Origin of the sequence: Vibrio neonatus, assembly GCF_024346975.1 — a bacterium.
In the GTDB taxonomy this organism is placed as follows: Bacteria; Pseudomonadota; Gammaproteobacteria; order Enterobacterales; family Vibrionaceae; genus Vibrio; species Vibrio neonatus.
This window is the reverse complement of record NZ_AP024885.1, coordinates 1,784,934-1,804,934: the sequence shown is the minus strand read 5'-3', so window position 1 is coordinate 1,804,934 and position 20,001 is coordinate 1,784,934. Positions and strand designations below refer to the sequence as shown.

Here is a 20,001-nt window from a genome sequence, read left to right as displayed (position 1 = left end):
ATCCGTTACATTACGCGCATGCCAGGTTGTGCACCTTCGTGTGGCTCAAGGATCCAAAGATCTTTACCACCAGGGCCAGCGGCTAGCACCATACCTTCTGACATACCAAACTTCATTTTACGAGGTTTAAGGTTGGCAACCATCACGGTATGTTTACCAATTAAGTCTTCAGGGTTGTAAGCCGATTTAATGCCGGCAAATACCTGACGAGTTTCGCCGCCTAAGTCCAGTACCAATCTTAATAGCTTGTTCGCTTTTGGCACAGATTCACATTCAACAATCTTCGCGATACGCAAATCGACTTTCGCAAAATCATCAAATTCGATTTCGTCAGCGATAGGCTCTTTGCTTAGCTCAGTTTCGGTTTTCGCTTGCTCGGCTTTTTCTTTGGCTGCTGTTTCAGCTGCCGCGTCTTCTTTTGACGCTTCTACCATAGCTTCAACTTTTTTCGGGTCAACGCGATTAAACAGTGCTTTGAACTTGCTGATTTCATGGTTAGTCAACGGAGTTGCTACGCCATCCCAAGTCAACTCTTGGTTTAAGAAGGCTTCGGTGCGCGCTGCTAATTCAGGCATCACTGGTTTCAAGTAAGTCATCAGTACGCGGAACAAGTTTATGCCAACTGAACAAATGTCTTGCAGTGCTTGATCTTGACCTTCTTGTTTTGCAACAACCCAAGGGGCTTTCTCATCGACATATTGGTTTGCTTTATCAGCAAGAGCGGTAATTTCACGAATCGCGCGGCTAAATTCACGAGTTTCGTAAAGTTCAGCAATACGCTGGGCGGCATCAGCAAACTCTTGATATAGAGCAGGCTCAGCAAATTCAGTAGAGAGTTGACCGGCAAAACGCTTAGTAATGAAACCTGCGTTACGAGAGGCAAGGTTCACAATTTTGTTTACTACGTCAGAGTTTACGCGCTGAGTGAAGTCTTCAAGGTTTAAATCAAGATCATCAATACGGCTGTTTAATTTCGCAGCGTAGTAGTAGCGTAGACATTCTGGGTCTAGATGATTGAGGTAAGTACTGGCTTTGATGAACGTGCCTTTTGATTTAGACATTTTCGCGCCATTTACGGTCACATAGCCGTGTACAAATACATTGTTAGGCTTGCGGTAACCCGCGCCTTCAAGCATTGCAGGCCAGAATAGGCTGTGGAAATAAACAATGTCTTTACCGATGAAGTGATAAAGCTCAGCTGTGCTGTCTTTTTTCCAGTATTCATCAAAATCAAGATCGTCACGTTTACCACATAGGTTTTTAAACGATGCCATGTAGCCGACAGGAGCGTCTAGCCAAACGTAGAAGAATTTGTTTTTCTCACCCGGGATTTCAAAACCAAAGTAAGGTGCATCGCGAGAGATATCCCACTGTTGCAAGCCAGATTCAAACCACTCTTGCATCTTGTTGGCGGTTTCACTTTGCAAAGAGCCAGAGCGAGTCCACTCTTTTAGCATGCTTTCAAACTGAGGCAAGTCAAAGAAGAAGTGCTCTGAATCTTTCATTACCGGAGTTGCGCCAGAAACCGCAGATTTAGGGTTGATAAGCTCAGTTGGGCTGTAAGTTTCCCCACAGTTATCGCAGTTATCACCGTATTGGTCTTCTGATTTACATTTAGGGCAAGTGCCTTTTACGAAGCGATCCGGTAAGAACATTTCTTTTTCAGGATCAAATAGCTGAGAAATAGTGCGGCTAGAGATAAAGCCATTTTTTTTCAGCTCTAAGTAGATGCTTGAAGCCAGTTCGCGGTTTTCTTCACTGTGCGTGCTGTGATAGTTATCAAAGCTAATGTCAAAACCGGCAAAATCTTTTTGATGCTCTTCACTGACACCAGCAATCATTTCTTCTGGTGTAATTCCCATCTGCTGAGATTTAAGCATGATTGGCGTACCGTGGGCATCATCAGCACAAACAAAGTTTACTGTGTTACCGCGTAGGCGTTGGTAACGCACCCAGATATCAGCTTGGATGTGCTCTAGCATATGACCTAGATGGATAGAACCATTGGCATAGGGTAGTGCACAAGTGACGAGCATTTTTCTTAATTCAGTAGTCATACTTAACTTTTCGCAGATAGGATAAATTTCTAGCCGCTAATATTACCGTAAGCTAGCGATAACGAAAAGGATCTCGCGGATAAATCGTTTCTTGTTTATCGAGCAAGCATTGAATAAGCCCCTTTTTGCGCCAGTTTTTAGTGCTTGTTTGGAATTTATTTCTAGTCGCCGAGCAATAACAGGTTAAATGAAGCCCGTAATCAAGCTAGTATGTAATGCATATATGTAGAAAGGACGTATTGATGAAGAACAACAAACAGACACTTTACTCTTGGTTAAATCAGTTTCAACATCCACTTTTGGCCAGCGAATGGGCTGCGACTCAAGGTGTGGTGACGGTAGGTAATACAGAAAAAACCATTGATGTAGAGATCCCTTTTTTAGTGGATTCGTTAACCAAAGCCGTTGGGCAATGGATTTCTGATCACGATGCGCCGCAAGGCTGGGAAGAGTTTACATTTTACGTCTCGGCAAGAGTACGTCCTTTACAAAGTAAAGTGCCAAGCACCTTAACCTCGATTAAAAATATTATCGCAGTGACATCGGCAAAAGGTGGGGTGGGAAAATCGACCACAACCGCTAATTTGGCGTTAGCCATCGCCAAAGAAGGTGCTACGGTTGGGGTATTAGATGCTGATGTATACGGCCCTTCCATTCCATTGATGTTTGGCACTAAAGGACAGTCTTTAGAAGTAGTCGACAACAAATGGATGAAGCCGCTACAAGCGCATGGCGTTTACACCCAATCCATCGGTTATTTGATTTCTAGTGATGACGCGGCGGTATGGCGTGGCCCTATGGCGTCAAAAGCCTTAATGCAACTATTAAAAGAAACCCAATGGCCTGAATTGGATTACTTGATCATTGATATGCCTCCGGGTACGGGCGATTTACAACTGACGCTATCGCAAGATATTCCCTTAACGAGCGCTTTGGTGGTTACAACTCCGCAAGACTTAGCATTGGCCGATGCCATTAAAGGCATTGCGATGTTTGAGAAAGCCGATGTGGGCGTGCTGGGCATTATCGAAAACATGAGCTATCACATTTGTAGAAATTGTGGCTCTCATGAAGATATTTTTGGCAGTGGCGGAGCAGTGAAATTGGCCGCAGATAAAGGCATTTCAGTATTAGCGCAACTGCCTTTGCATGCCAATATCCGCCGTGATATTGATTTGGGCACTCCGTCAGTGGTAAATGCTGATTCTTCTGCACAAGCACAAGCGTATTTTGACTTAGCCGAGCAAGTCGTCAGCCGACTGTTTTGGCATGGAAAGCCGCAAGCTGAGCGAATTAGTTTTGTTGAAGTAAAATAATTGTGGTTATCCTGTGCGATATTTGATGCATATTGCGCAAAATATATTCAACCTTTAGGGATTGTGAGCTTATTTCTGGTATCGAAGTTTATCAATCCCTATAATTTACTTAGTTTAATATCTGTTTTTATTAGGATCAGTGAATGTCTGAAAATAATCAATGTGTCATCATCGGTATCGCAGGTGCATCCGCATCGGGTAAGAGCCTGATTGCAAGTACTATATATAACGAACTGCGTGCCAAGGTTGGTCCAGATCAAATCGGTGTTATCACGGAAGACAGATACTATAAAGATCAAAGTCATTTGAGCATGGAAGAGCGTGTAAAAACCAACTACGACCATCCTCAGGCGTTAGATCATGATTTATTGTGTGAACATTTAAGCCAGCTTGCGCAAGGCAACGCAGTGGAAGTACCAGAGTACAGTTACACTGAGCACACTCGTACTAGTACCACTAAAACAATGAACCCGAAAAAGGTCATTATTCTAGAAGGTATTTTATTGCTTACCGATCAGCGACTGCGCGATTTGATGCATGCCAGTATCTTTATGGACACCCCGTTAGACATTTGTCTACTACGCCGCGTGAAGCGTGATGTAGAAGAGCGCGGTCGTACAATGGATTCTGTGCTTGCCCAATACCAAAAAACAGTGCGACCAATGTTTTTGCAATTTATTGAACCCTCTAAGCAGTATGCGGACATTATTGTCCCTCGCGGTGGTAAAAACCGAATTGCCATTGACGTGTTAAAAGCGCATATTGCTAAATTACTGAAATCTTAGTAATTTAGTCGTTAGCTGTTAGGTTTAAAAATTTATTATGGCTGCCTACATACAAGCGCCAAATTATGGTTAAGAATTAAATGGCACAGGCGTGCCATTTTTTGTGTTTAGCGTTTACGCAGCCGGACAATGCTTAGAAAAATCAGGTTACAGGGAAGAGAAGATGAAGAAGTTTTCACTATTTATTATCACGCCCATTATTTTGGTTGTGTTAGCGGTCATAGCATTATTAGTGTTTGTCGACCCAAATCAGTTTAAACCTATGCTTGTTGACCAAGCCAAGAAACAAACCAACCTCGATTTGGTGATTGAAGGGGACATTGGTTGGCAATTCTTTCCTTCTATTGGTTTCTCCCTAGGTAAAACAACATTAAGTAATCCGGAAGGCTTTAGTTCGCAAAACATGGTTAAGGTTGACGAGGTAGGGCTAGATATTTCGGTTCTTCCTTTACTTAGCAAAGAGTTACAAGTGGGGAATGTGACGTTAAGTGGGGCGCACATCTATATTGAAACCCTCGCCGATGGTAGCAGTAACTTAGATGCGCTAACGGCAAGCTCCAACTCTGCTGAATCCTCTTCTGTTGAACCATTTCCTGAATCTACTCCCTCACAAGACGCTGTCACTGAAAACTCTTCGCAACAAACCTCTTCTAATCAGACAGCCGACAATATTGCTAACTCTTGGGCTATCTCAGTGAAAGGTGTCAACATTAAAGACGCACTTCTAGAAATTAAAGACCAACGAAGCAACCTCTATACCAAGCTAGAAAATGTGAACTTGAAAGTGGCAAGCTTTAAGTTTGGGCAATGGACGCCAATTAGCTTTAGTTTTTCAGGGGTAAATAACCAACAGCAATTTGCAGTATCGGGTAAAGCCAACGCCAAAACGGATGCCGATTTTGTTGATTACCAAGTGAAAGATATTGAGGTTAACGGTAATTTTTCACAACCTGATTTAAACGTGACCAGTTTCAAGCTCAACGTCGATCAATTTAAACTCGATACTTGGTCTGATATTTCACTACTGGCCGAAGGTCAGGCGGCAGGTAATGAGTTTGATATCACCAGCACCACCAAGGTGTTGCTACAAAGTGACTTATCTACTTTTGCCATTAAGAGTTTTGCACTTGGCACGCCATTAAAAGGCAAAGATATTAATTTGGCATCGATTAAGGTGGGTGTCTCCTCATTTAGATTAGGTGAGGTTGGCGCTTTCCAAGTGGGCGTTAAAGGGCGCGCATCGGATTTAGATGCCAATTTAATGGTGATGGGGAATCTGCTGGTTGATAAAAACATTGAAAAAGTCAACGTAGATGCTCTGACGGTAAAAGGCAAAGTAGCCGGTGATGCACTGCCTCAAAACCCGATTGTAGTGGCGGTTGAATCGGACGTTGAATTTGATCTGATTAAGAACAAATTATCGCTATTATGGAAAAAATTGGCGTTTAACCAATTGCAATTTGACGGGACAACCAGTGTTGAGCTGACCGCCATCCCTAAAGTGCGCTTTAAACTGCACAGCCCTGAGATTAATGTGGACGAGTGGACGGGCTCGGCAACAGATGATACGGCTGATAGTAAAGCGGCTGCAGCGCCATCATCAGAATCAGCAAACGAGGCGGCAACCGTTGCCAGTGAACCAGATTTGTCAGTATTAAAAACGGTCGATGTGGCAGGCAGTATTCGTATCGACAAGCTACAAGCTAGCAATGCCAAATTGCAGAATGCGTTTGCTGATATTGCAATTAAAGAGGGTGTATTTAATCTACGCTCGTTAAAAGCCAACCTTTATCAAGGCAGTATTCAAGCTAAAGCTGTGGTTAATGCTAAGCAAGCGGTTGCCAGTTACGACATTGATGCGGCGGTTAAAAACGTCAAGGTAGGCCCATTGCTGGTGGATGTGGCAGATAACAATACTCTTGAAGGGACTGGCAATATTGATCTCGACCTTAGTGGTAAAAGTTTAATTCCAGATGAGCTGAAAAAACACTTAGCGGGCACGGTGAAAGTGAAGTTTGCCGATGGGGCGATTAATGGCATTAACGTTGCACAAATCATTCGTACTAACTATGCAAAATTTAAAGGCGAAAAAGTACCCGCTGACACTGAACCTAAGAAAACCGACTTTAGCTCAATGGATGCCTCGGTCAAGTTAAATAAAGGTGTGGCGACATTATCGAATGTGGCGGTGGCATCGCCATTGTTGCGAATTAAGGCTACGGGTAACGCTAACTATCTCAATGAAACCATGGACATCTTGTCTAAAACTTCTATTGTCGGCTCATTAGAAGGTCAAGGCGGTGGCGGCATTGATGATCTTGCTGATATAACGATTCCTTTGCGTATACAAGGCAGTTGGACAGATCCTAAAGTGAGTCTAGATTTAGCCGCGTTACAAAAACAAGAGCTCGAACGCAATAAGAAAAAGCTGGAAGAAAAGGCAAAAAAAGAAGCCGAACGTGGTTTGAAAAAGCTGTTTGGTGACAACGCCGATAATGATGAAACCAAGAAAATGGCAGACTCATTGCTGAAAAAATTATTCTAAGTGAGGCCAGCATGAGAACGTTGGGATTAATTGGTGGGATGAGTTGGGAGTCAACTCAAACCTATTACCAACTGCTTAACACTCAGGTAAAACAGCGTTTAGGCGGGCTCAACTCAGCAAAGTTGGTGTTGTTTAGTGTCAATTTTGCGCAGATAGAAGAATTGCAACGTCAAGGTGATTGGGATGCCGCAGCTAAGATACTGTCGCGAGCGGCGCTCTCTTTACAAGCCGCCGGTGCTGAGGCAATTGTCATTTGCACGAATACCATGCACAAAGTCGCCCCAGAGATAGAGCAGGTGGTCTCTATTCCTGTGCTGCATATTGCTGACGCGACGGCTAAAGAGCTACAAGATAATAATATTCAGCAAGTCGCTTTGCTTGGTACGGCTTTTACCATGGAGCAAGATTTCTACAAGCAGAGATTGATTGAGCAAGGCATTTCAGTGTCTATTCCTACGCCGAGCCAACGAAGCGATGTACACCGCATTATTTATGATGAATTATGCCAAGGTAAAGTTTTGCCTGAATCTCGACAAGTTTTTGCCGATATTATCGCGGATTTAAAGCGTAAGGGCGCGCAGGGAGTCATTTTAGGGTGTACTGAAATTGGTCTACTGATCAATAGCGATGATACCGATGTACCTTTATTTGATACGACGATAATTCATGCTCAGTCGGCGGTGGATTGGGCGCTGTGTTAGCAATTTTGCTCGAACCAATATAAAAATAGAGGCGGCTATTGAGCGGCCTCTATCTATATTAGTATCCTACCAGTCAACACCTTTACGTGCTTTTATCCCAGCTTCAAAAGCATGTTTCACATTACGCACTTCTGACACCGTATCGGCAAGTTCAATAATAGAGCGATGTGCGGCGCGTCCGGTGACAATAACCGATTGGTGGCTTGGTCTTTCTTTAAATGCCGTCAGCACTTCTTCAAGGTCGATGTAGTCATAGGTGACCATATAGGTCAGTTCATCTAATAGAACCACATCTAGACTAGGGTCTTGCAGCATTTTTTTGCATTCTTGCCAAACTTCTTGCGCTGCAATGGTGTCGGCTTGTTTGTTTTGAGTTTCCCAAGTAAAGCCTGTAGCCATAACATGGAAAGCAACCCCAAGCTTCTCTAACAGGTTACGCTCGCCGTTGTCCCACGTTCCCTTGATAAACTGCGCCACACCACATTTAAAGCCGTGACCTACAGCGCGCGCAACAGTACCAAAGCCTGATGTCGATTTGCCTTTGCCATTCCCTGTAATGACCAGTAATAGCCCTTTTTCTTCTACCGCACTGGCGATTTTCTCATCTACTTTTTGCTTGAGCTTTTGTTGACGCTGTTGATGACGATCCTGTTCTTGAGTCATTGCCGTTCCCTTTATATCCCTGACAGAAGTCTATGATAAACACAGTTTTCGCAAGACAGAAAGGACTGATTGCACCTCAATCCCAAGTGGCAAGGCAGATGCGATGTTTGTTGTTATTGAATAGGCTGTTTTAAATAGCTTGTTTTAATCAATAGGGGGTTGGGTAAATAACAGTCAAGCAATATGAAATGACTAGAATATTAATATGAAGTTAGACTGTTTTTTATTTTCATTAAGATTATTAAACAAACGATAGGGTTATTTGAATGAATACAAAATGTCTGTTTAGTGTAATTATTTTGTTTGTCTGGTGTTTAGATTAAATTAAATAATATGAGGATTTACCTTGCGTAAACTATAAATAAATCACAAACGTAACAAAATGTAATCTTATTCTCCATAAATGTGTCTAAAATTGATTTGAGTCCCTTTTAGAAGGGAGTAGTTCTGGTAACTTAATTTGCATAATTTCAATGTAAATAAGGTCAACTAATATGCTCGAATTGCTTATTGGACTAATAATCACCATTATTGTTGGTTATTTTATAATCAAAGGATATCGCGCGGCAGGTGTATTGCTCACCGCTGGTATATCTCTACTGTTAATCACCGGTTTCTTAGGGCACACCGTATTACCGGCTAAAGTTGCATCTACTGGGAATACTTTTACTGACGCTCTAGAGTTTGTGAAATATATGCTTCAGTACCGAGGTGGCGGCTTAGGTCTACAAATTATGCTGTTGTGTGGTTTTGCTTCTTACATGACTCATATTGGCGCCAACAATGTGGTAGTGAAACAGTTTTCTAAGCCTCTTTCTGTCATCAAATCGCCTTACATTTTGTTAGTTGCCGCTTATATTGTGGCGTGTTTAATGTCATTGGCAGTGAGCTCGGCGACTGGACTAGGTGTGCTATTAATGGCTACTTTATTCCCTATGATGACAGCGATGGGGATCTCTCGCCCTGCGGCAGTCGCCGTGTGTGCATCACCAGCGGCAATCATCTTATCGCCAACTTCCGGTGACGTAGTTGTAGCAGCGGCTAAATCGAATATGCCTTTAGACATATTTGCATTTAATACGGTATTGCCTGTTTCGTTTTGCGCCATCATCGTGATGGCAGCTGCGGCATTCTTCTGGAATAAATATCTGGATAAAAAAGAGAATACGCCAATGGAAAAAGTCGACCTTTCAGAGATGAAAGTGGAGGCTCCAGCGTTCTATGCACTATTACCGTTCTTGCCTATCTTTGGTGTGTTCGTCTTTAACGGTCGCACTATCCCTGGCTTGTCACTGGATATTTATACTATCGTAGTGCTGTCTATCTTTATTGGCGCTTTGGTTCACTATGTCACTAAACGCTTTGATGGCAAGCAAGCTTTGGAAGATCTTGAATCATGCTATGCGGGTATGGCGGATGCATTCAAAGGCGTGGTTATGCTTTTGGTTGCGGCAGGCGTATTTGCGCAAGGCTTAATGTCTATCGGCGCTATTGATCACTTAATTCACCTAGCCGACCACGCAGGTGCAGGCGCAGTGGCATTGATGTTATTGCTAACCGGTCTAACTGTTGCGGCGGCTATTGCGACGGGTTCTGGTAATGCACCTTTCTACGCGTTTGTTGAACTTGCGCCAGCGTTAGCTGCAAAAATGGGCGTAAACCCTGCGTTTCTTATCATTCCAATGCTACAAGCGTCTAACTTAGGTCGCACAATTTCACCAGTCTCTGGTGTTATCGTAGCAACTTCTGGGATGGGTAAAATCAGCCCATTTGAAGTGGTAAAACGTACCAGTGTTCCTGTTTTATGTGGCTTAGCGACCGTAATTATCGGCACTATTTACCTAGTTCCAATGACGCTTTAATAAGTAAACTGAGTCATTAACAAAAGCTCTCATACTGTGGGAGCTTTTTTGAGGTGTAATATGACAACTTCTGTAAATATAGAGACTTATATCGAGCAACTGGCAAGCTTAGTGAACATCGATTGTGGCAGTCATAACCCACAAGGGATCGCTAAGGTTGCTGATATTTTAACGCCAATGTTTGAAAGCATTGGCTTTCATGTACAAAGACATACCGTACATGAAGACGCAGGTCCTTGTTTAGAAATTACCAATAAACCCAATGCGCAGCATTACGATGTCATGTTGTGTGGACATATGGATACGGTATTTCCTGATGGCACAGTTGCGAAGCGTCCTTTAACCCATGATGATGAAAAGATTTATGGGCCGGGTGTGACGGATATGAAGTCAGGTATTTTGAGTGCATGGTATGCATTGCAGATGATATCTGATGAGCAAAAACAAAAGCTCGCTATTGTGGTGGCATTAAACAGTGATGAGGAAATTGGCTCTCGTTATTCGCGTTCTTGGGTGGAATCATTAGCGGTCAAAAGCACGCAAGTATTGGTGTGTGAAGCTTCTCGCGCCAATGGTAATTTGATTCGCTCTCGTAAAGGAAATGCTAAATATGAGCTGACCTTTAATGGTGTGGCTTCACATGCAGGCTCTGCATTGCAAGATGGCGTATCGGCGATTTATGAGTTGAGTCATTGGTCATTGGCGATTAAAGATATGGTCAATCTTGAAACGGGTACCACCATGAACGTAGGTACCATCAAAGGTGGAGTTGCTGTAAATGTGGTGCCTGACTTTGCGCAAGCCATTGTCGATTTGCGTTTTTGGAACAACGAAGAAGCGCAAGCAATTCATACCAAGCTAGAGCAAATGGCGCAATCGCCGTTTGAAGAGGGTGCAAGCGTAGAAGTAAAACGTTTGGGCTTTAAGCCTGCGATGATTCCAACCGATGCAACGGAAGAGCTGATTGCTTTGGTGAGCGCTGAGGCCGATAAATTAAACCTAGTGTATGCATGGGAAAATGCAGGCGGTGGATCAGACGGTAACTTTACCGCAAATATGGGCATCCCTACATTAGACGGTTTTGGGCCATCAGGTGCAGGGCTTCATTCGGCTAAAGAATATCTGTTGATCAATACTATTGCGCCACGTCTGCAATTATTGGTGAATGTGCTTAATCAGCTTTAATTAAGCTAATACTGTTAGCCAAATAAAACAGCCTCTTACACTGTGCAAGTGTAAGAGGCTGTTGTGTTTTTATCGCTGTGAGGACGTTACTCGCTAAGAGTAGGGTAGTCCGTTAAGCCTTTCTCATCGCCGCCAAACAGGGTATTTGGATCGTGCTGTGCCCACTGCGCGCCAGTTTTGATGCGCTGCGGAAGATCAGGGTTAGCAATAAATGGTCGACCAAAACCAATCATATCGGCCAGACCTTCTGCAATGGCTGCATCACCACTTTCGGCTTTATAGCGGCCAGCGTAAATTAGAGTATTTTTAAATGCTTTACGTAGCGCAATTTTAAATTCTTTTGGCGTGTCAGGAGCATCATCCCAGTCAACTTCAGCAATATGCAGATAAGTGATATTGTGTGAGTCGAGCAATTTTGCCGCTTCTGTGTAAGTATGCTCAGGGTTTGCATCCACGGTGCCGTTTAGAGTTGTTAGCGGCGCAAGACGCACACCAACGCGCTCTGCGCCAATAGCATCAACAAGAGTTGCCACCACTTCATCAAGAAAACGTAGACGATTTTCAAGGCTGCCACCGTATTCATCTGTGCGGTTATTGGATTCTGAATCGATGAACTGATTGATAAGGTAGCCATTTGCTGCGTGTAACTCAACGCCATCAAAGCCTGCTTCAAGTGCGTTTAATGCCGCTTGATGGAACTCTTTAACCACAGCTTTAATGTCGCTGGTGGTCATTTCACGAGGTTCAACCACATCAACAAAACCCGGTTCATCAGTGCCGTTGTCGATAAATACTTTGACGTTTTCCGCTTTGATGGCAGAAGAAGAAACAGGTTGCTCGCCACCGATGTTGTCAGGGTGAGTAACACGGCCTACATGCCAAAGCTGAGCGAACATAGCGCCGCCTTGTGCGTGCACGGCATCCGTTACTTTCTTCCAACCAGCGATCTGTTCAGGACTATAAATACCCGGAGTCCAAGCATAGCCTTTGCCCATAGGCGAGATTTGTGTACCTTCAGAGATAATAAGCCCTGCTTGCGCTCGCTGAGCGTAGTAGGTTGCCATCATATCATTGGCCACATCGCCCGGTTGTGAGGCTCTAGAGCGAGTCATAGGAGGCATAACAATACGGTTTTTTAAGGTAAGGTTGCCAAGTTGGATAGGTTGAAATAGTGCTGAACTCATAGAGAACCCTTAACGGTATCTGGAAACTGAGTTCAGACTATCAGCCCTACTGAGTGTGATAAAGCACGAAACAAACAAAATAGTTTTACATGTTTGGCAATAATCAGTTTTTAGTAGGGTTTAATGAGCCAAACGCTAACCATTAGTGCAGATAGCTTTCGATGCCATTTAAGAACATTTGTACCGCAATCATTAGCAGCAACATCCCCATTAAACGTTCTACCGCTTGCAGGCCTTTCTCACCGACAATACGTTCAAACAATTCAGAGAACATAAGAATTACCGCAGAAGCTAGCCAAGCTGCAACCAAAGCCAATGACCAATCAAACATACGAGTTGGATCTTTATGCGCCAGTAAGATTAAAGTCGCAATAATAGAAGGGCCAGCCATCAAAGGAATAGCCAAAGGTACGATAAGAGGCTCTTCACCCGCACCTAAACTCGCGCCAAGTCCGCCTTCTGGTGGAAAGATCATTTTCAAACTGATTAAAAATAAAATGATAGCGCCAGAAATAGAGACCGCTTCTTTATTTAAACTTAAGAAGGTCAATATATTGTCACCTGCAAACAGGAACAACAGCATCACTAATAAAGCAATCACCAACTCGCGAATTAAAACAATGCGACGTCGTTTTTTATCAACGTGTTTTAATAAAGAGCTAAAAATAGGCAAATTACCCATAGGGTCCATGATAAGAAAAAGCATGACCGCAGCAGATATAGTATCCATTCGATGTCCTGAAAAGTTAGGTGAACCCATGAGAGGTCGTGATTATGAAACAGGAAGTCACTCCCTGTACAGCACAATCATTGACTATTTGTTGCTACTTCACTTAATTATTAAAATTAACAGGTGTGACAAATCACAGTTTGGATAAAATGGAGTATTTAATGAATGGAGTTGCGTATTTTTAGAATAAAAATAGCGCAACTGTTTACTAAAGGATTGTCGCCTACATTAAGCTATGATAAAAATACAGCCCAAGTCCCCTTAGTTCAGCTGGATAGAACAAGGACCTCCTAAGTCTTAGACACAGGTTCGAATCCTGTAGGGGACGCCACTTCATATATACTTATCTTAAAATTCAATAGCTTAAATTCTATCGTTTCTTCGGTAGGGTGCTTTTGGGATGATTTCCCGCTTAGGTTAGCTTTAATACTTAAATCCAATTCTAGCAGTTCAATTGCAGTATATGAAAATGCATGCTCTGTCCGATTATTGTCATTACGGTTTAGTCATAACAGGGCAGAGCATACATTGGCTAAGTATTTATTACTGTTCTAAGTCCAGTTTATAAAAGCTAGCTTGCGCGTAGTCGCCTGCAGCTATGCCGTTATTTTTACAACCAACAGGGCCCACATTACATTGATTATATACACCTGCTTTGAAATGCAATACAGATTGCGCATAACCTTCGTCATAAGTGTTGCCAAGGTAGTGGCCTTTCGCAATATTCATGACAAATGTTTTTTTAATCGGTTTAGCGGAATCTAGATTTTTAGTAAACACTAGGTGCATTTCTTCACCTACTACATCAATGCTATAAGCAAATTTTTCGCCTAGTTTAATGCCATCAGTCGGTGTTGGTTGACCGTAACGAATTTTTGATTTACCGAACACATCATGTGATATATCAAGACGTTTTGATTTATTTACGCCAGTAGCATTGTTCTCGTAATTCCAATAAACCGAACCATACTCTTGATCCGGTAATTTACGATAGAAAATTTTCAGTGGTTCGTTATCTTTTGAATGAATCTGACCAATTACCACACTAAATGAATCGTTGTTACGGTGATCGCCACTGGTACTGACATGGTCAACAGAAAGGACAGCACTCAGTTTTCCACCCACTGCGCCATAGTTTTGAGCATTGTCATGACTTGAAAGCACAAAGTTGGCACTAGGTTTAAATTCGTTAATACCTTCGGTTGGATCTAGCATTGCATGTAATTCAGAACGTGCATTTTTTGAATTAGGCGTCGTCATCGCTTTGTTTGGCGCAACAAAAACCATAGCGCCGGTTTTCTTGTCCGTATAAAACCAATCTGATTGCGTATAACCTTTATTTAACTGCTGCACAGAGACTTCCATTACCTGACCTTTACGTTCAGGCTTAGTATCTTCCATAGGAACGTTCAACATCCATTTTGATAAATCAAAATTTTCTGATGGTGGCTTTTGTGGATTTAACGCCGCTGATGCCAATGCAGAGCAAGATAAGCCAAGAATGAGAGTAAGTGCTTTTAATTTACAGTTGAACATTATGATCCCTCTAGGTTGTAATATTTTCTTACCATAAAATAATACAAAACAAAGAAATGATGCCTTTGTCACAGTTTAAGCAAGGTGTTGAATCTAAAAGATATTTTTTGGTGAACGCGTTATGCGCCAAGTATCTTATTGGCGGTGATATAATGGACACATTCAGACTAAATAGTGATTAGTCTTTGATATACAAAGTGCCGCACCTTGATGGGATTGAAGAGTTATCTGGCTGAAAATTAGAGATGGTTAGATTAATTCTATTGAAACTTAGGTTTATGACTTCATTTAGAATGTTAGAATAGATCTGTAACTAATTGAAATGTAAGTTCTATTGAGGTTGTTTTCTTCATTTGTGTTTAACTGCGCAGATTTCAACTTTAGTCTTAGGATTGGTTTGGGTTACGTATCATGATGATAAGTTAATCGATAGGGCACCATCGTAATTTTGATAACAGATTATCGTATGAATTCTAAATAGACATGCTCTCGCATAAAGAGTGATAAGTCGTTGTCGAAGAGCTCAGAAGAATCAAAGGTATTGGAAATAAGGATATTGGCTAAACAATGAAAACAGAAAAAAGCACAGCTTTAAGTGTGTGGCATGGAATCAAAGTCATTTTTAAATGGTTATGGCTAATGACCATGTTTCTGATAGGTATTTATAGCTATTTACTCGTTCCACTCGAAATGTTCGAATATTCGTATTCACTGGGTGAGCTTGATTTAATAGAAACGGCGTACATCGTATTTTTGGTTGTGATTACTTATAAATACATAAAGCTCTGTTCACGGGTCAATACATCAGTGATAAGAAAAGTCATTACTCCATTTGTTCACCAAGCTCACTTAATGTTGCTGCTATCTGTTTTACTTCTGTTTTGCATAAAAATAGAGCCTCGCTTGAATTGGGATGATTTAGCTAGGGTGCCATTTTTGGATTTAATCTCATATATCTTGATAGCGGCGACGTTTACCTATAGCTATCACCGAATTGACTCACAAAACGATGACAACACAGCAACAGTGAATGTGAAGGGAGCGGCAGAATGAAGCCAATACATTATCTAACGGCGTTTCTTTTCATTTTTGCCCGCCCTAGCTATGCACTTATGCATTCGGATGCTAAACCGGGCAGCGTAGAGTTTCTTATTTCTGCTTGTCAGGAGTATACAGAACTCTATAACAAAAGAGATGACTCACGATTTGGCGCTTTTCTGACTACTTCAAAAGAAGAGAGCTTTCGCGCTGGTTACTGCCTTGGTGCGATAATGCATGCCAATAGTCAATGCGCTTACCCTCGTTCACCTTCGGTTTATCGTTCGGCAGAAATCATTGCCTCGGTCAGCGTCGAACGTGCGTTTTCCGAAGCTAGGGTGATAGAGCACGCCGTATGCCGTTAGTCACAACCAATCAAGCTGTGAAAGATCTATTTGGTATAGAAGGGAGTGAGTCACTGCGGTCCAAAGCCAATAGTTTTTTACGCAACCAAGTTATCCCATCCTCATTGATAGTCAGTGATGGGTTTAGCGACGATAGCATGGGAAAGCGGGGTAAGAAGCTATTAAAATCTAAAGCGGTAGATTGCTTGTTTAACGCGCTAGTGTTGGATGGATTTTTTAACGATACAAAGTTTGTTAAAGCCATTTTTGAACAAGCAGCCGTTAGAGCCGAGAGCGTTGTTTTGTGTGAGGAGATTCTACTCAAAGCGCAAGCCGTAGAAGCGCCCGCATTGCTATCGCAGGTAGCGCGAGAATTTATTACTCAGCTGAAAGATACGTCGTTTAATTTACGAGACATCCGTTTAACGTGCCCGTTTTCCGCACAGCGATTGCCACAAATGGATATGGCTTTGCAAAATATAGGGTTGCTGTATCAATTACTCCGAGCACAACGCTTATCACTCTCATACAAAGACAAGGTGTTACTTTGTTGGTTGGAGCAAGATTTATCGACGGCTTTTGAACTGGTAGAGCAGATAGATTCGGCATTGTTGCAAAGTGACATATTGTTAGCCAATTTGGCACAGCAAGTTCGCCAAGAATATAAAGATGGAGAAAGCTTTAATACGCTACTAAATTCATTACCGGACTAAAAAACGCTTTTTTGTGCACTGCACAGATTAACACTACTTCTACAGACCTAAAGGAGTAGTGTTATGAACCAAGCAAATCAGTTAGTTATCAATTATCACATCACCGAAAAATGCAATTACGATTGCCATTATTGTTACGCAAAATGGGCGAAACCCAACGAACTGCATCGCAACTTAGATGACATGAAGGCGGTACTGAGAAAGTTAGCGCAATACTTCTTCTCATCGAACCCTATCTGGCAAGAACTGCGGTATGACAGTGTCAGGCTTAATTTTGCTGGTGGAGAACCTTTACTTTTAAAACAACGCTTTATTGATGCACTTGATTACGCTGTTGAACTTGGTTTTAAGACATCCATCATCACCAATGGTCATTTAATTGACGATCAATTTATTGCCGAACACAGCCAAAAACTCCAATTGTTAGGTATTAGCTATGATTCATCTCATTTTGAGACGCAGCAACAAATTGGTCGAGTTACCCCTAAGAGTCAAAACTTATCTTCAGAGCGTTTACAGTCCATCTTTCAAAAAGTGAGGCATTACTCGCCCACGACCGAGTTGAAAATCAATACAGTAGTGAATCAATTTAATCACCAAGAAGATTTCACAAGCTTAATTGGTGATCTTCAACCCGACAAGTGGAAGGTGTTGCGCGTTCTGCCTGTCTTCGACTCTATCCAAACCATTAGCAATCAAGATTTTGATGCCTTTGTTGAACGTCATCAGTTGGTGGCGGATGTCATGTCGGTCGAAAATAATGATTCAATGACCAATTCGTATCTGATGCTAAGTCCTGACGGCGCGTTTTTCCAAAATGGAAATGATGCACAAGGTTATTTTAAAAGCAGTCCTTTACTTAGTAGCAACGTTGAGGTGGCATTGGCAGAGACAGGGTTTAATGCTGCGAAATTTGCCCAGCGTTATGAATTGGTGGCGGTATGAATCGTCAAAAAATAATAGTGGTCGATGGAGTGACGATTCAAGTCAGTACGCCTAAAGGGCAGCCTAGAGTAGTAACTATGGCTAAGAGTATGGTTTCGAGAATAAGAACGAATGATATTCAGAGGGGTATGAGGCCAAAGGTGCTGCAAAAAAATAAAAATTGGTTGAGCTACCGTATTAATCGAAAATATCGTCTATTGGTTGAGCGAACGTGCAGGAACACAGGCCCTTACTATTGTATGAGTCGTACTGAATTTGACTATTGGATTAGTACTTTATGAGTCTGTTTGTGTTTTTCAGTTTTTGTAAGTTGATTTTTACTACACTTAACTTAACTTATCTATCAAATCAAGAGGTTAATATGCTAAGGACAGCATTGGTTGGATTGCTTTTTGTTACGTCTTCTGTGTTGGCGAGTGAGTCGGTTGAGCTTAAGTATCAATCACCGAAGGGGGAGGATGAGCAAGCGGCTTACCAGTTGATTGTAGAGAGCGGCATTAACCAACAATTTTCTGCGTTGGTGGAAGAGGTGTTTCCTTTTAATAATGCTATGACGCTGGTTTATGGTGGTGATGAAGGCCCGCTGTATGATCCTAGTATCCATACTTTATTTATCCCTTATAGCTTTATCCTTGAAGCGCAGCACTACTTTTCTCAAAACATGCCAGCAGATGAAGTTAATCAAGGCGTGTTAGATACTTTGATGCATACCTTATTGCATGAAGCTGGGCACGCTCTTGTTGCCGATATTGAAATCCCTATTCTTGGGCGAGAAGAAGATGCGGTTGATAACCTTGCGACTATTATCATGCTTGAGTATTTAAAGAATGGCGCACAAGCGGCTATTAATGCGGCGGATATGTTTAGCTATGAATCCGAAGAGGGGAGTGAATATTATGATTTTGGTGAGTATGTTGGTGATCACAGCTTTGATTTACAGCGTTACTTTTCCACGCTTTGTTTAGTTTATGGCCGTGATCCTAAAGCGCATGAAGATTTATTAAATGAGGTTGAAGGCGATTATCTTGCTGAGCAAAAAGAGGTGTGTGAAGAAAACTATCAGCAATTGAGAGTTAATTGGCATCAGTATTTAAAGGAAGATAAAAATTAATACTTATTCAGTAAGTCACACATTCATATTAATAGTTATTTTTAATTGTATGTAACCTTATAAAGAAGCAATGCTTATTTTGAAGATTTTGTTTTAGTCCTTCTTATTTTTTAAAATAAACTATCACCCACTTTAATTTTTAATTAATGTTTGAATTATTTAAACGATTCCTAGCAGACCAACAAGGTGTAACTGCCATCGAATATGGAATGATGGGAGTTGCACTCGCTGGCGCACTTGCTCTGATTATGGGCAATCAAGAAAGTGGCTTTATTGCTGCTCTTTCTTCACTTTACGGTAGCATTCTCATCGCAATTCAATCTGCATAATAAACCACCTGAAAATGTATGTTATTTCATCATGAAAATTTACATGTTGATTACACATCACTACATCAAGATTAATGTCCCAAAAATTTAATTATCAGAGCTAGGTTAATCTTTATTGATAAAGAGTTAGATTGTGATGCTTGTCAATTTTTAGATGTCTATCACATGCTTATTGTTTTTTAGTTTTTATAAAAGTGTTAACAGCTTGTTTCCTTTGCTTGTGGTGGCGATTTGGTCTCTCTTGGGTGTTGTTCTAGCTCGATTTATTCTGAACAAGATTTCTGGGATTTCCCTAACATGATGATTTAATAAGGAACATGAACATGTTTAAAACTTTTTTGACTCGTTTTATTAAAGATGAACGCGGTGTTACTGCGATTGAGTATGGTCTGATTGCTATTGCTATTGCAGTTGTAGTTGGTGCTGCAATGACAAATGTTGGTGACAATGTTAAGACAATATTTGACGCAATAGCCGCAGCCATTAGTACTGCAGCAACCTAATAATTTGGTATTATATTGATAGTCGCTTATATAACAATAAATCTATATATAGTTTTTTCTGATATTAGATTCCGAGTGATTGATAACTATTCGATTATTTTGCTATTAATTACTAATTTAGTTATTAGCGGAGAATGGATGTTATTTAGTGAAATGATTAAGTCAATATTCATTTGCTCGATATTTGGTAGTTTATTGTTTAGTATGCGATTTTGGGCAGGTGGTGATAGTAAACTTATTATTGCTCTTGCCCCTTTATTTCCATTTTATCTGTTAGATGAAATATTATATTTAATAATATTGTTTGGTGGAATTTTATCTTTGATATATTGGATTAAATATCGACTGATTTTTATTGAAAAAAAAGATAGAGGTGTTCCCTATGGCGTAGCAATATTAGCCGGGTCTAATATATACCTTTATGGAATATTGAGTGGTTTAATTATTGTCTAGA

Annotated in this window: 20 protein-coding genes and 1 tRNA gene; 16 read left to right on the top strand and 5 right to left on the bottom strand. The window is 41.4% G+C overall.

Annotated elements, in window-relative coordinates:
* Positions 1–5 precede the first annotated feature (5 nt).
* Positions 6–2,057 carry a methionine--tRNA ligase gene (gene metG, locus OCU38_RS08325; protein ID WP_261822716.1) on the bottom strand — a complete coding sequence of 684 codons (2,052 nt, stop codon included), beginning with the start codon at positions 2,055–2,057 and terminating at the stop codon, positions 6–8.
* A 242-nt stretch (positions 2,058–2,299) separates the two neighbouring features.
* Between metG and apbC the strand changes: the two genes are divergently transcribed.
* The 4 genes from apbC to OCU38_RS08305 all read left to right on the top strand — a co-directional run bounded on the left by apbC (position 2,300) and on the right by OCU38_RS08305 (position 7,404).
* Entirely contained in the window at positions 2,300–3,373 is a 1,074-nt protein-coding gene (apbC, locus tag OCU38_RS08320) for an iron-sulfur cluster carrier protein ApbC (protein ID WP_261822715.1), read from the top strand.
* A gap of 143 nt (positions 3,374–3,516) precedes the next feature.
* Positions 3,517–4,158, top strand: a complete 642-nt coding sequence (udk, locus tag OCU38_RS08315) for a uridine kinase (RefSeq protein ID WP_152819673.1) — start codon at positions 3,517–3,519, stop codon at positions 4,156–4,158.
* A 163-nt stretch (positions 4,159–4,321) separates the two neighbouring features.
* Entirely contained in the window at positions 4,322–6,703 is a 2,382-nt protein-coding gene (locus OCU38_RS08310) for an AsmA family protein (RefSeq protein WP_261822714.1), read from the top strand.
* Positions 6,704–6,714: 11 nt separating this feature from the next.
* A complete protein-coding gene (locus tag OCU38_RS08305) occupies positions 6,715–7,404 on the top strand; it encodes an aspartate/glutamate racemase family protein (protein ID WP_261822713.1) in 690 nt (229 codons plus the stop codon).
* A 66-nt stretch (positions 7,405–7,470) separates the two neighbouring features.
* Here OCU38_RS08305 and cobO read toward each other — a convergent pair whose 3' ends face one another.
* Positions 7,471–8,067 (bottom strand): cob(I)yrinic acid a,c-diamide adenosyltransferase, encoded by a 597-nt coding sequence (gene cobO / locus OCU38_RS08300; protein ID WP_152819676.1) that lies wholly within the window; start codon positions 8,065–8,067, stop codon positions 7,471–7,473.
* 494 nt (positions 8,068–8,561) lie between these two features.
* On the opposite strand from cobO, the gene dcuC reads away from it, so the two are divergent.
* Complete coding sequence (gene dcuC / locus OCU38_RS08295; protein WP_261822712.1) at positions 8,562–9,929, top strand: anaerobic C4-dicarboxylate transporter DcuC; 1,368 nt, start codon at positions 8,562–8,564, stop codon at positions 9,927–9,929.
* Positions 9,930–9,989: 60 nt separating this feature from the next.
* Positions 9,990–11,114, top strand: coding sequence for a M20 family metallopeptidase (locus tag OCU38_RS08290; RefSeq protein ID WP_261822711.1), 1,125 nt, complete (start codon positions 9,990–9,992; stop codon positions 11,112–11,114).
* A gap of 86 nt (positions 11,115–11,200) precedes the next feature.
* On the opposite strand, the gene OCU38_RS08285 is transcribed toward OCU38_RS08290, so the two are convergent.
* Positions 11,201–12,298: an alkene reductase gene (locus OCU38_RS08285; RefSeq protein WP_261822710.1), complete on the bottom strand. Its 1,098-nt coding sequence runs from the start codon at positions 12,296–12,298 to the stop codon at positions 11,201–11,203.
* Between the two features lie 142 nt (positions 12,299–12,440).
* A complete protein-coding gene (locus OCU38_RS08280; RefSeq protein ID WP_152819680.1) occupies positions 12,441–13,028 on the bottom strand; it encodes a YhgN family NAAT transporter in 588 nt (195 codons plus the stop codon).
* Positions 13,029–13,283: 255 nt separating this feature from the next.
* On the opposite strand from OCU38_RS08280, the gene OCU38_RS08275 reads away from it, so the two are divergent.
* Positions 13,284–13,359 (top strand) — tRNA-Arg (locus tag OCU38_RS08275).
* A gap of 212 nt (positions 13,360–13,571) precedes the next feature.
* Here OCU38_RS08275 and OCU38_RS08270 read toward each other — a convergent pair.
* Positions 13,572–14,564, bottom strand: a complete 993-nt coding sequence (locus tag OCU38_RS08270) for a polysaccharide lyase family 7 protein (protein ID WP_261822709.1) — start codon at positions 14,562–14,564, stop codon at positions 13,572–13,574.
* Between the two features lie 567 nt (positions 14,565–15,131).
* On the opposite strand from OCU38_RS08270, the gene OCU38_RS08265 reads away from it, so the two are divergent.
* From OCU38_RS08265 to OCU38_RS08230, 9 genes are all read left to right on the top strand, one after another.
* The gene (locus OCU38_RS08265) at positions 15,132–15,617 is read left to right on the top strand and encodes a hypothetical protein (protein WP_261822708.1); all 486 of its coding nucleotides are present in this window, start codon (positions 15,132–15,134) and stop codon (positions 15,615–15,617) included.
* Positions 15,614–15,967, top strand: coding sequence for a hypothetical protein (locus tag OCU38_RS08260; RefSeq protein ID WP_261822707.1), 354 nt, complete (start codon positions 15,614–15,616; stop codon positions 15,965–15,967). Before OCU38_RS08265 ends, OCU38_RS08260 begins: the two co-directional genes overlap by 4 nt.
* Positions 15,958–16,659, top strand: a complete 702-nt coding sequence (locus tag OCU38_RS08255) for a hypothetical protein (protein ID WP_261822706.1) — start codon at positions 15,958–15,960, stop codon at positions 16,657–16,659. Before OCU38_RS08260 ends, OCU38_RS08255 begins: the two co-directional genes overlap by 10 nt.
* Before the next feature lie 63 nt (positions 16,660–16,722).
* A complete protein-coding gene (locus tag OCU38_RS08250) occupies positions 16,723–17,604 on the top strand; it encodes a viperin family antiviral radical SAM protein (protein WP_261822705.1) in 882 nt (293 codons plus the stop codon).
* Complete coding sequence (locus tag OCU38_RS17125; RefSeq protein WP_449357034.1) at positions 17,601–17,885, top strand: ParE family toxin-like protein; 285 nt, start codon at positions 17,601–17,603, stop codon at positions 17,883–17,885. Before OCU38_RS08250 ends, OCU38_RS17125 begins: the two co-directional genes overlap by 4 nt.
* An 80-nt stretch (positions 17,886–17,965) precedes the next feature.
* Positions 17,966–18,715: a DUF4344 domain-containing metallopeptidase gene (locus OCU38_RS08245; protein ID WP_261822704.1), complete on the top strand. Its 750-nt coding sequence runs from the start codon at positions 17,966–17,968 to the stop codon at positions 18,713–18,715.
* Between the two features lie 146 nt (positions 18,716–18,861).
* Positions 18,862–19,044 (top strand): Flp family type IVb pilin, encoded by a 183-nt coding sequence (locus OCU38_RS08240; protein ID WP_261822703.1) that lies wholly within the window; start codon positions 18,862–18,864, stop codon positions 19,042–19,044.
* A 323-nt stretch (positions 19,045–19,367) separates the two neighbouring features.
* Positions 19,368–19,547, top strand: coding sequence for a Flp family type IVb pilin (locus OCU38_RS08235; protein WP_261822702.1), 180 nt, complete (start codon positions 19,368–19,370; stop codon positions 19,545–19,547).
* A 15-nt stretch (positions 19,548–19,562) separates the two neighbouring features.
* Positions 19,563–20,000 carry a prepilin peptidase gene (locus OCU38_RS08230; protein ID WP_390625218.1) on the top strand — a complete coding sequence of 146 codons (438 nt, stop codon included), beginning with the start codon at positions 19,563–19,565 and terminating at the stop codon, positions 19,998–20,000.
* The last annotated feature ends 1 nt before the right edge of the window (position 20,001 follow it).

What these genes read in the sequence shown, in the direction of transcription:
- metG (WP_261822716.1), bottom strand. Translation starts at nt 2,057, where the DNA reads ATGACTACTGAATTAAGAAAAATGCTCGTCACTTGTGCACTACCCTAT.
- apbC (WP_261822715.1), top strand. Translation starts at nt 2,300, where the DNA reads ATGAAGAACAACAAACAGACACTTTACTCTTGGTTAAATCAGTTTCAA.
- udk (WP_152819673.1), top strand. Translation starts at nt 3,517, where the DNA reads ATGTCTGAAAATAATCAATGTGTCATCATCGGTATCGCAGGTGCATCC.
- OCU38_RS08310 (WP_261822714.1), top strand. Translation starts at nt 4,322, where the DNA reads ATGAAGAAGTTTTCACTATTTATTATCACGCCCATTATTTTGGTTGTG.
- OCU38_RS08305 (WP_261822713.1), top strand. Translation starts at nt 6,715, where the DNA reads ATGAGAACGTTGGGATTAATTGGTGGGATGAGTTGGGAGTCAACTCAA.
- cobO (WP_152819676.1), bottom strand. Translation starts at nt 8,067, where the DNA reads ATGACTCAAGAACAGGATCGTCATCAACAGCGTCAACAAAAGCTCAAG.
- dcuC (WP_261822712.1), top strand. Translation starts at nt 8,562, where the DNA reads ATGCTCGAATTGCTTATTGGACTAATAATCACCATTATTGTTGGTTAT.
- OCU38_RS08290 (WP_261822711.1), top strand. Translation starts at nt 9,990, where the DNA reads ATGACAACTTCTGTAAATATAGAGACTTATATCGAGCAACTGGCAAGC.
- OCU38_RS08285 (WP_261822710.1), bottom strand. Translation starts at nt 12,298, where the DNA reads ATGAGTTCAGCACTATTTCAACCTATCCAACTTGGCAACCTTACCTTA.
- OCU38_RS08280 (WP_152819680.1), bottom strand. Translation starts at nt 13,028, where the DNA reads ATGGATACTATATCTGCTGCGGTCATGCTTTTTCTTATCATGGACCCT.
- OCU38_RS08270 (WP_261822709.1), bottom strand. Translation starts at nt 14,564, where the DNA reads ATGTTCAACTGTAAATTAAAAGCACTTACTCTCATTCTTGGCTTATCT.
- OCU38_RS08265 (WP_261822708.1), top strand. Translation starts at nt 15,132, where the DNA reads ATGAAAACAGAAAAAAGCACAGCTTTAAGTGTGTGGCATGGAATCAAA.
- OCU38_RS08260 (WP_261822707.1), top strand. Translation starts at nt 15,614, where the DNA reads ATGAAGCCAATACATTATCTAACGGCGTTTCTTTTCATTTTTGCCCGC.
- OCU38_RS08255 (WP_261822706.1), top strand. Translation starts at nt 15,958, where the DNA reads ATGCCGTTAGTCACAACCAATCAAGCTGTGAAAGATCTATTTGGTATA.
- OCU38_RS08250 (WP_261822705.1), top strand. Translation starts at nt 16,723, where the DNA reads ATGAACCAAGCAAATCAGTTAGTTATCAATTATCACATCACCGAAAAA.
- OCU38_RS17125 (WP_449357034.1), top strand. Translation starts at nt 17,601, where the DNA reads ATGAATCGTCAAAAAATAATAGTGGTCGATGGAGTGACGATTCAAGTC.
- OCU38_RS08245 (WP_261822704.1), top strand. Translation starts at nt 17,966, where the DNA reads ATGCTAAGGACAGCATTGGTTGGATTGCTTTTTGTTACGTCTTCTGTG.
- OCU38_RS08240 (WP_261822703.1), top strand. Translation starts at nt 18,862, where the DNA reads ATGTTTGAATTATTTAAACGATTCCTAGCAGACCAACAAGGTGTAACT.
- OCU38_RS08235 (WP_261822702.1), top strand. Translation starts at nt 19,368, where the DNA reads ATGTTTAAAACTTTTTTGACTCGTTTTATTAAAGATGAACGCGGTGTT.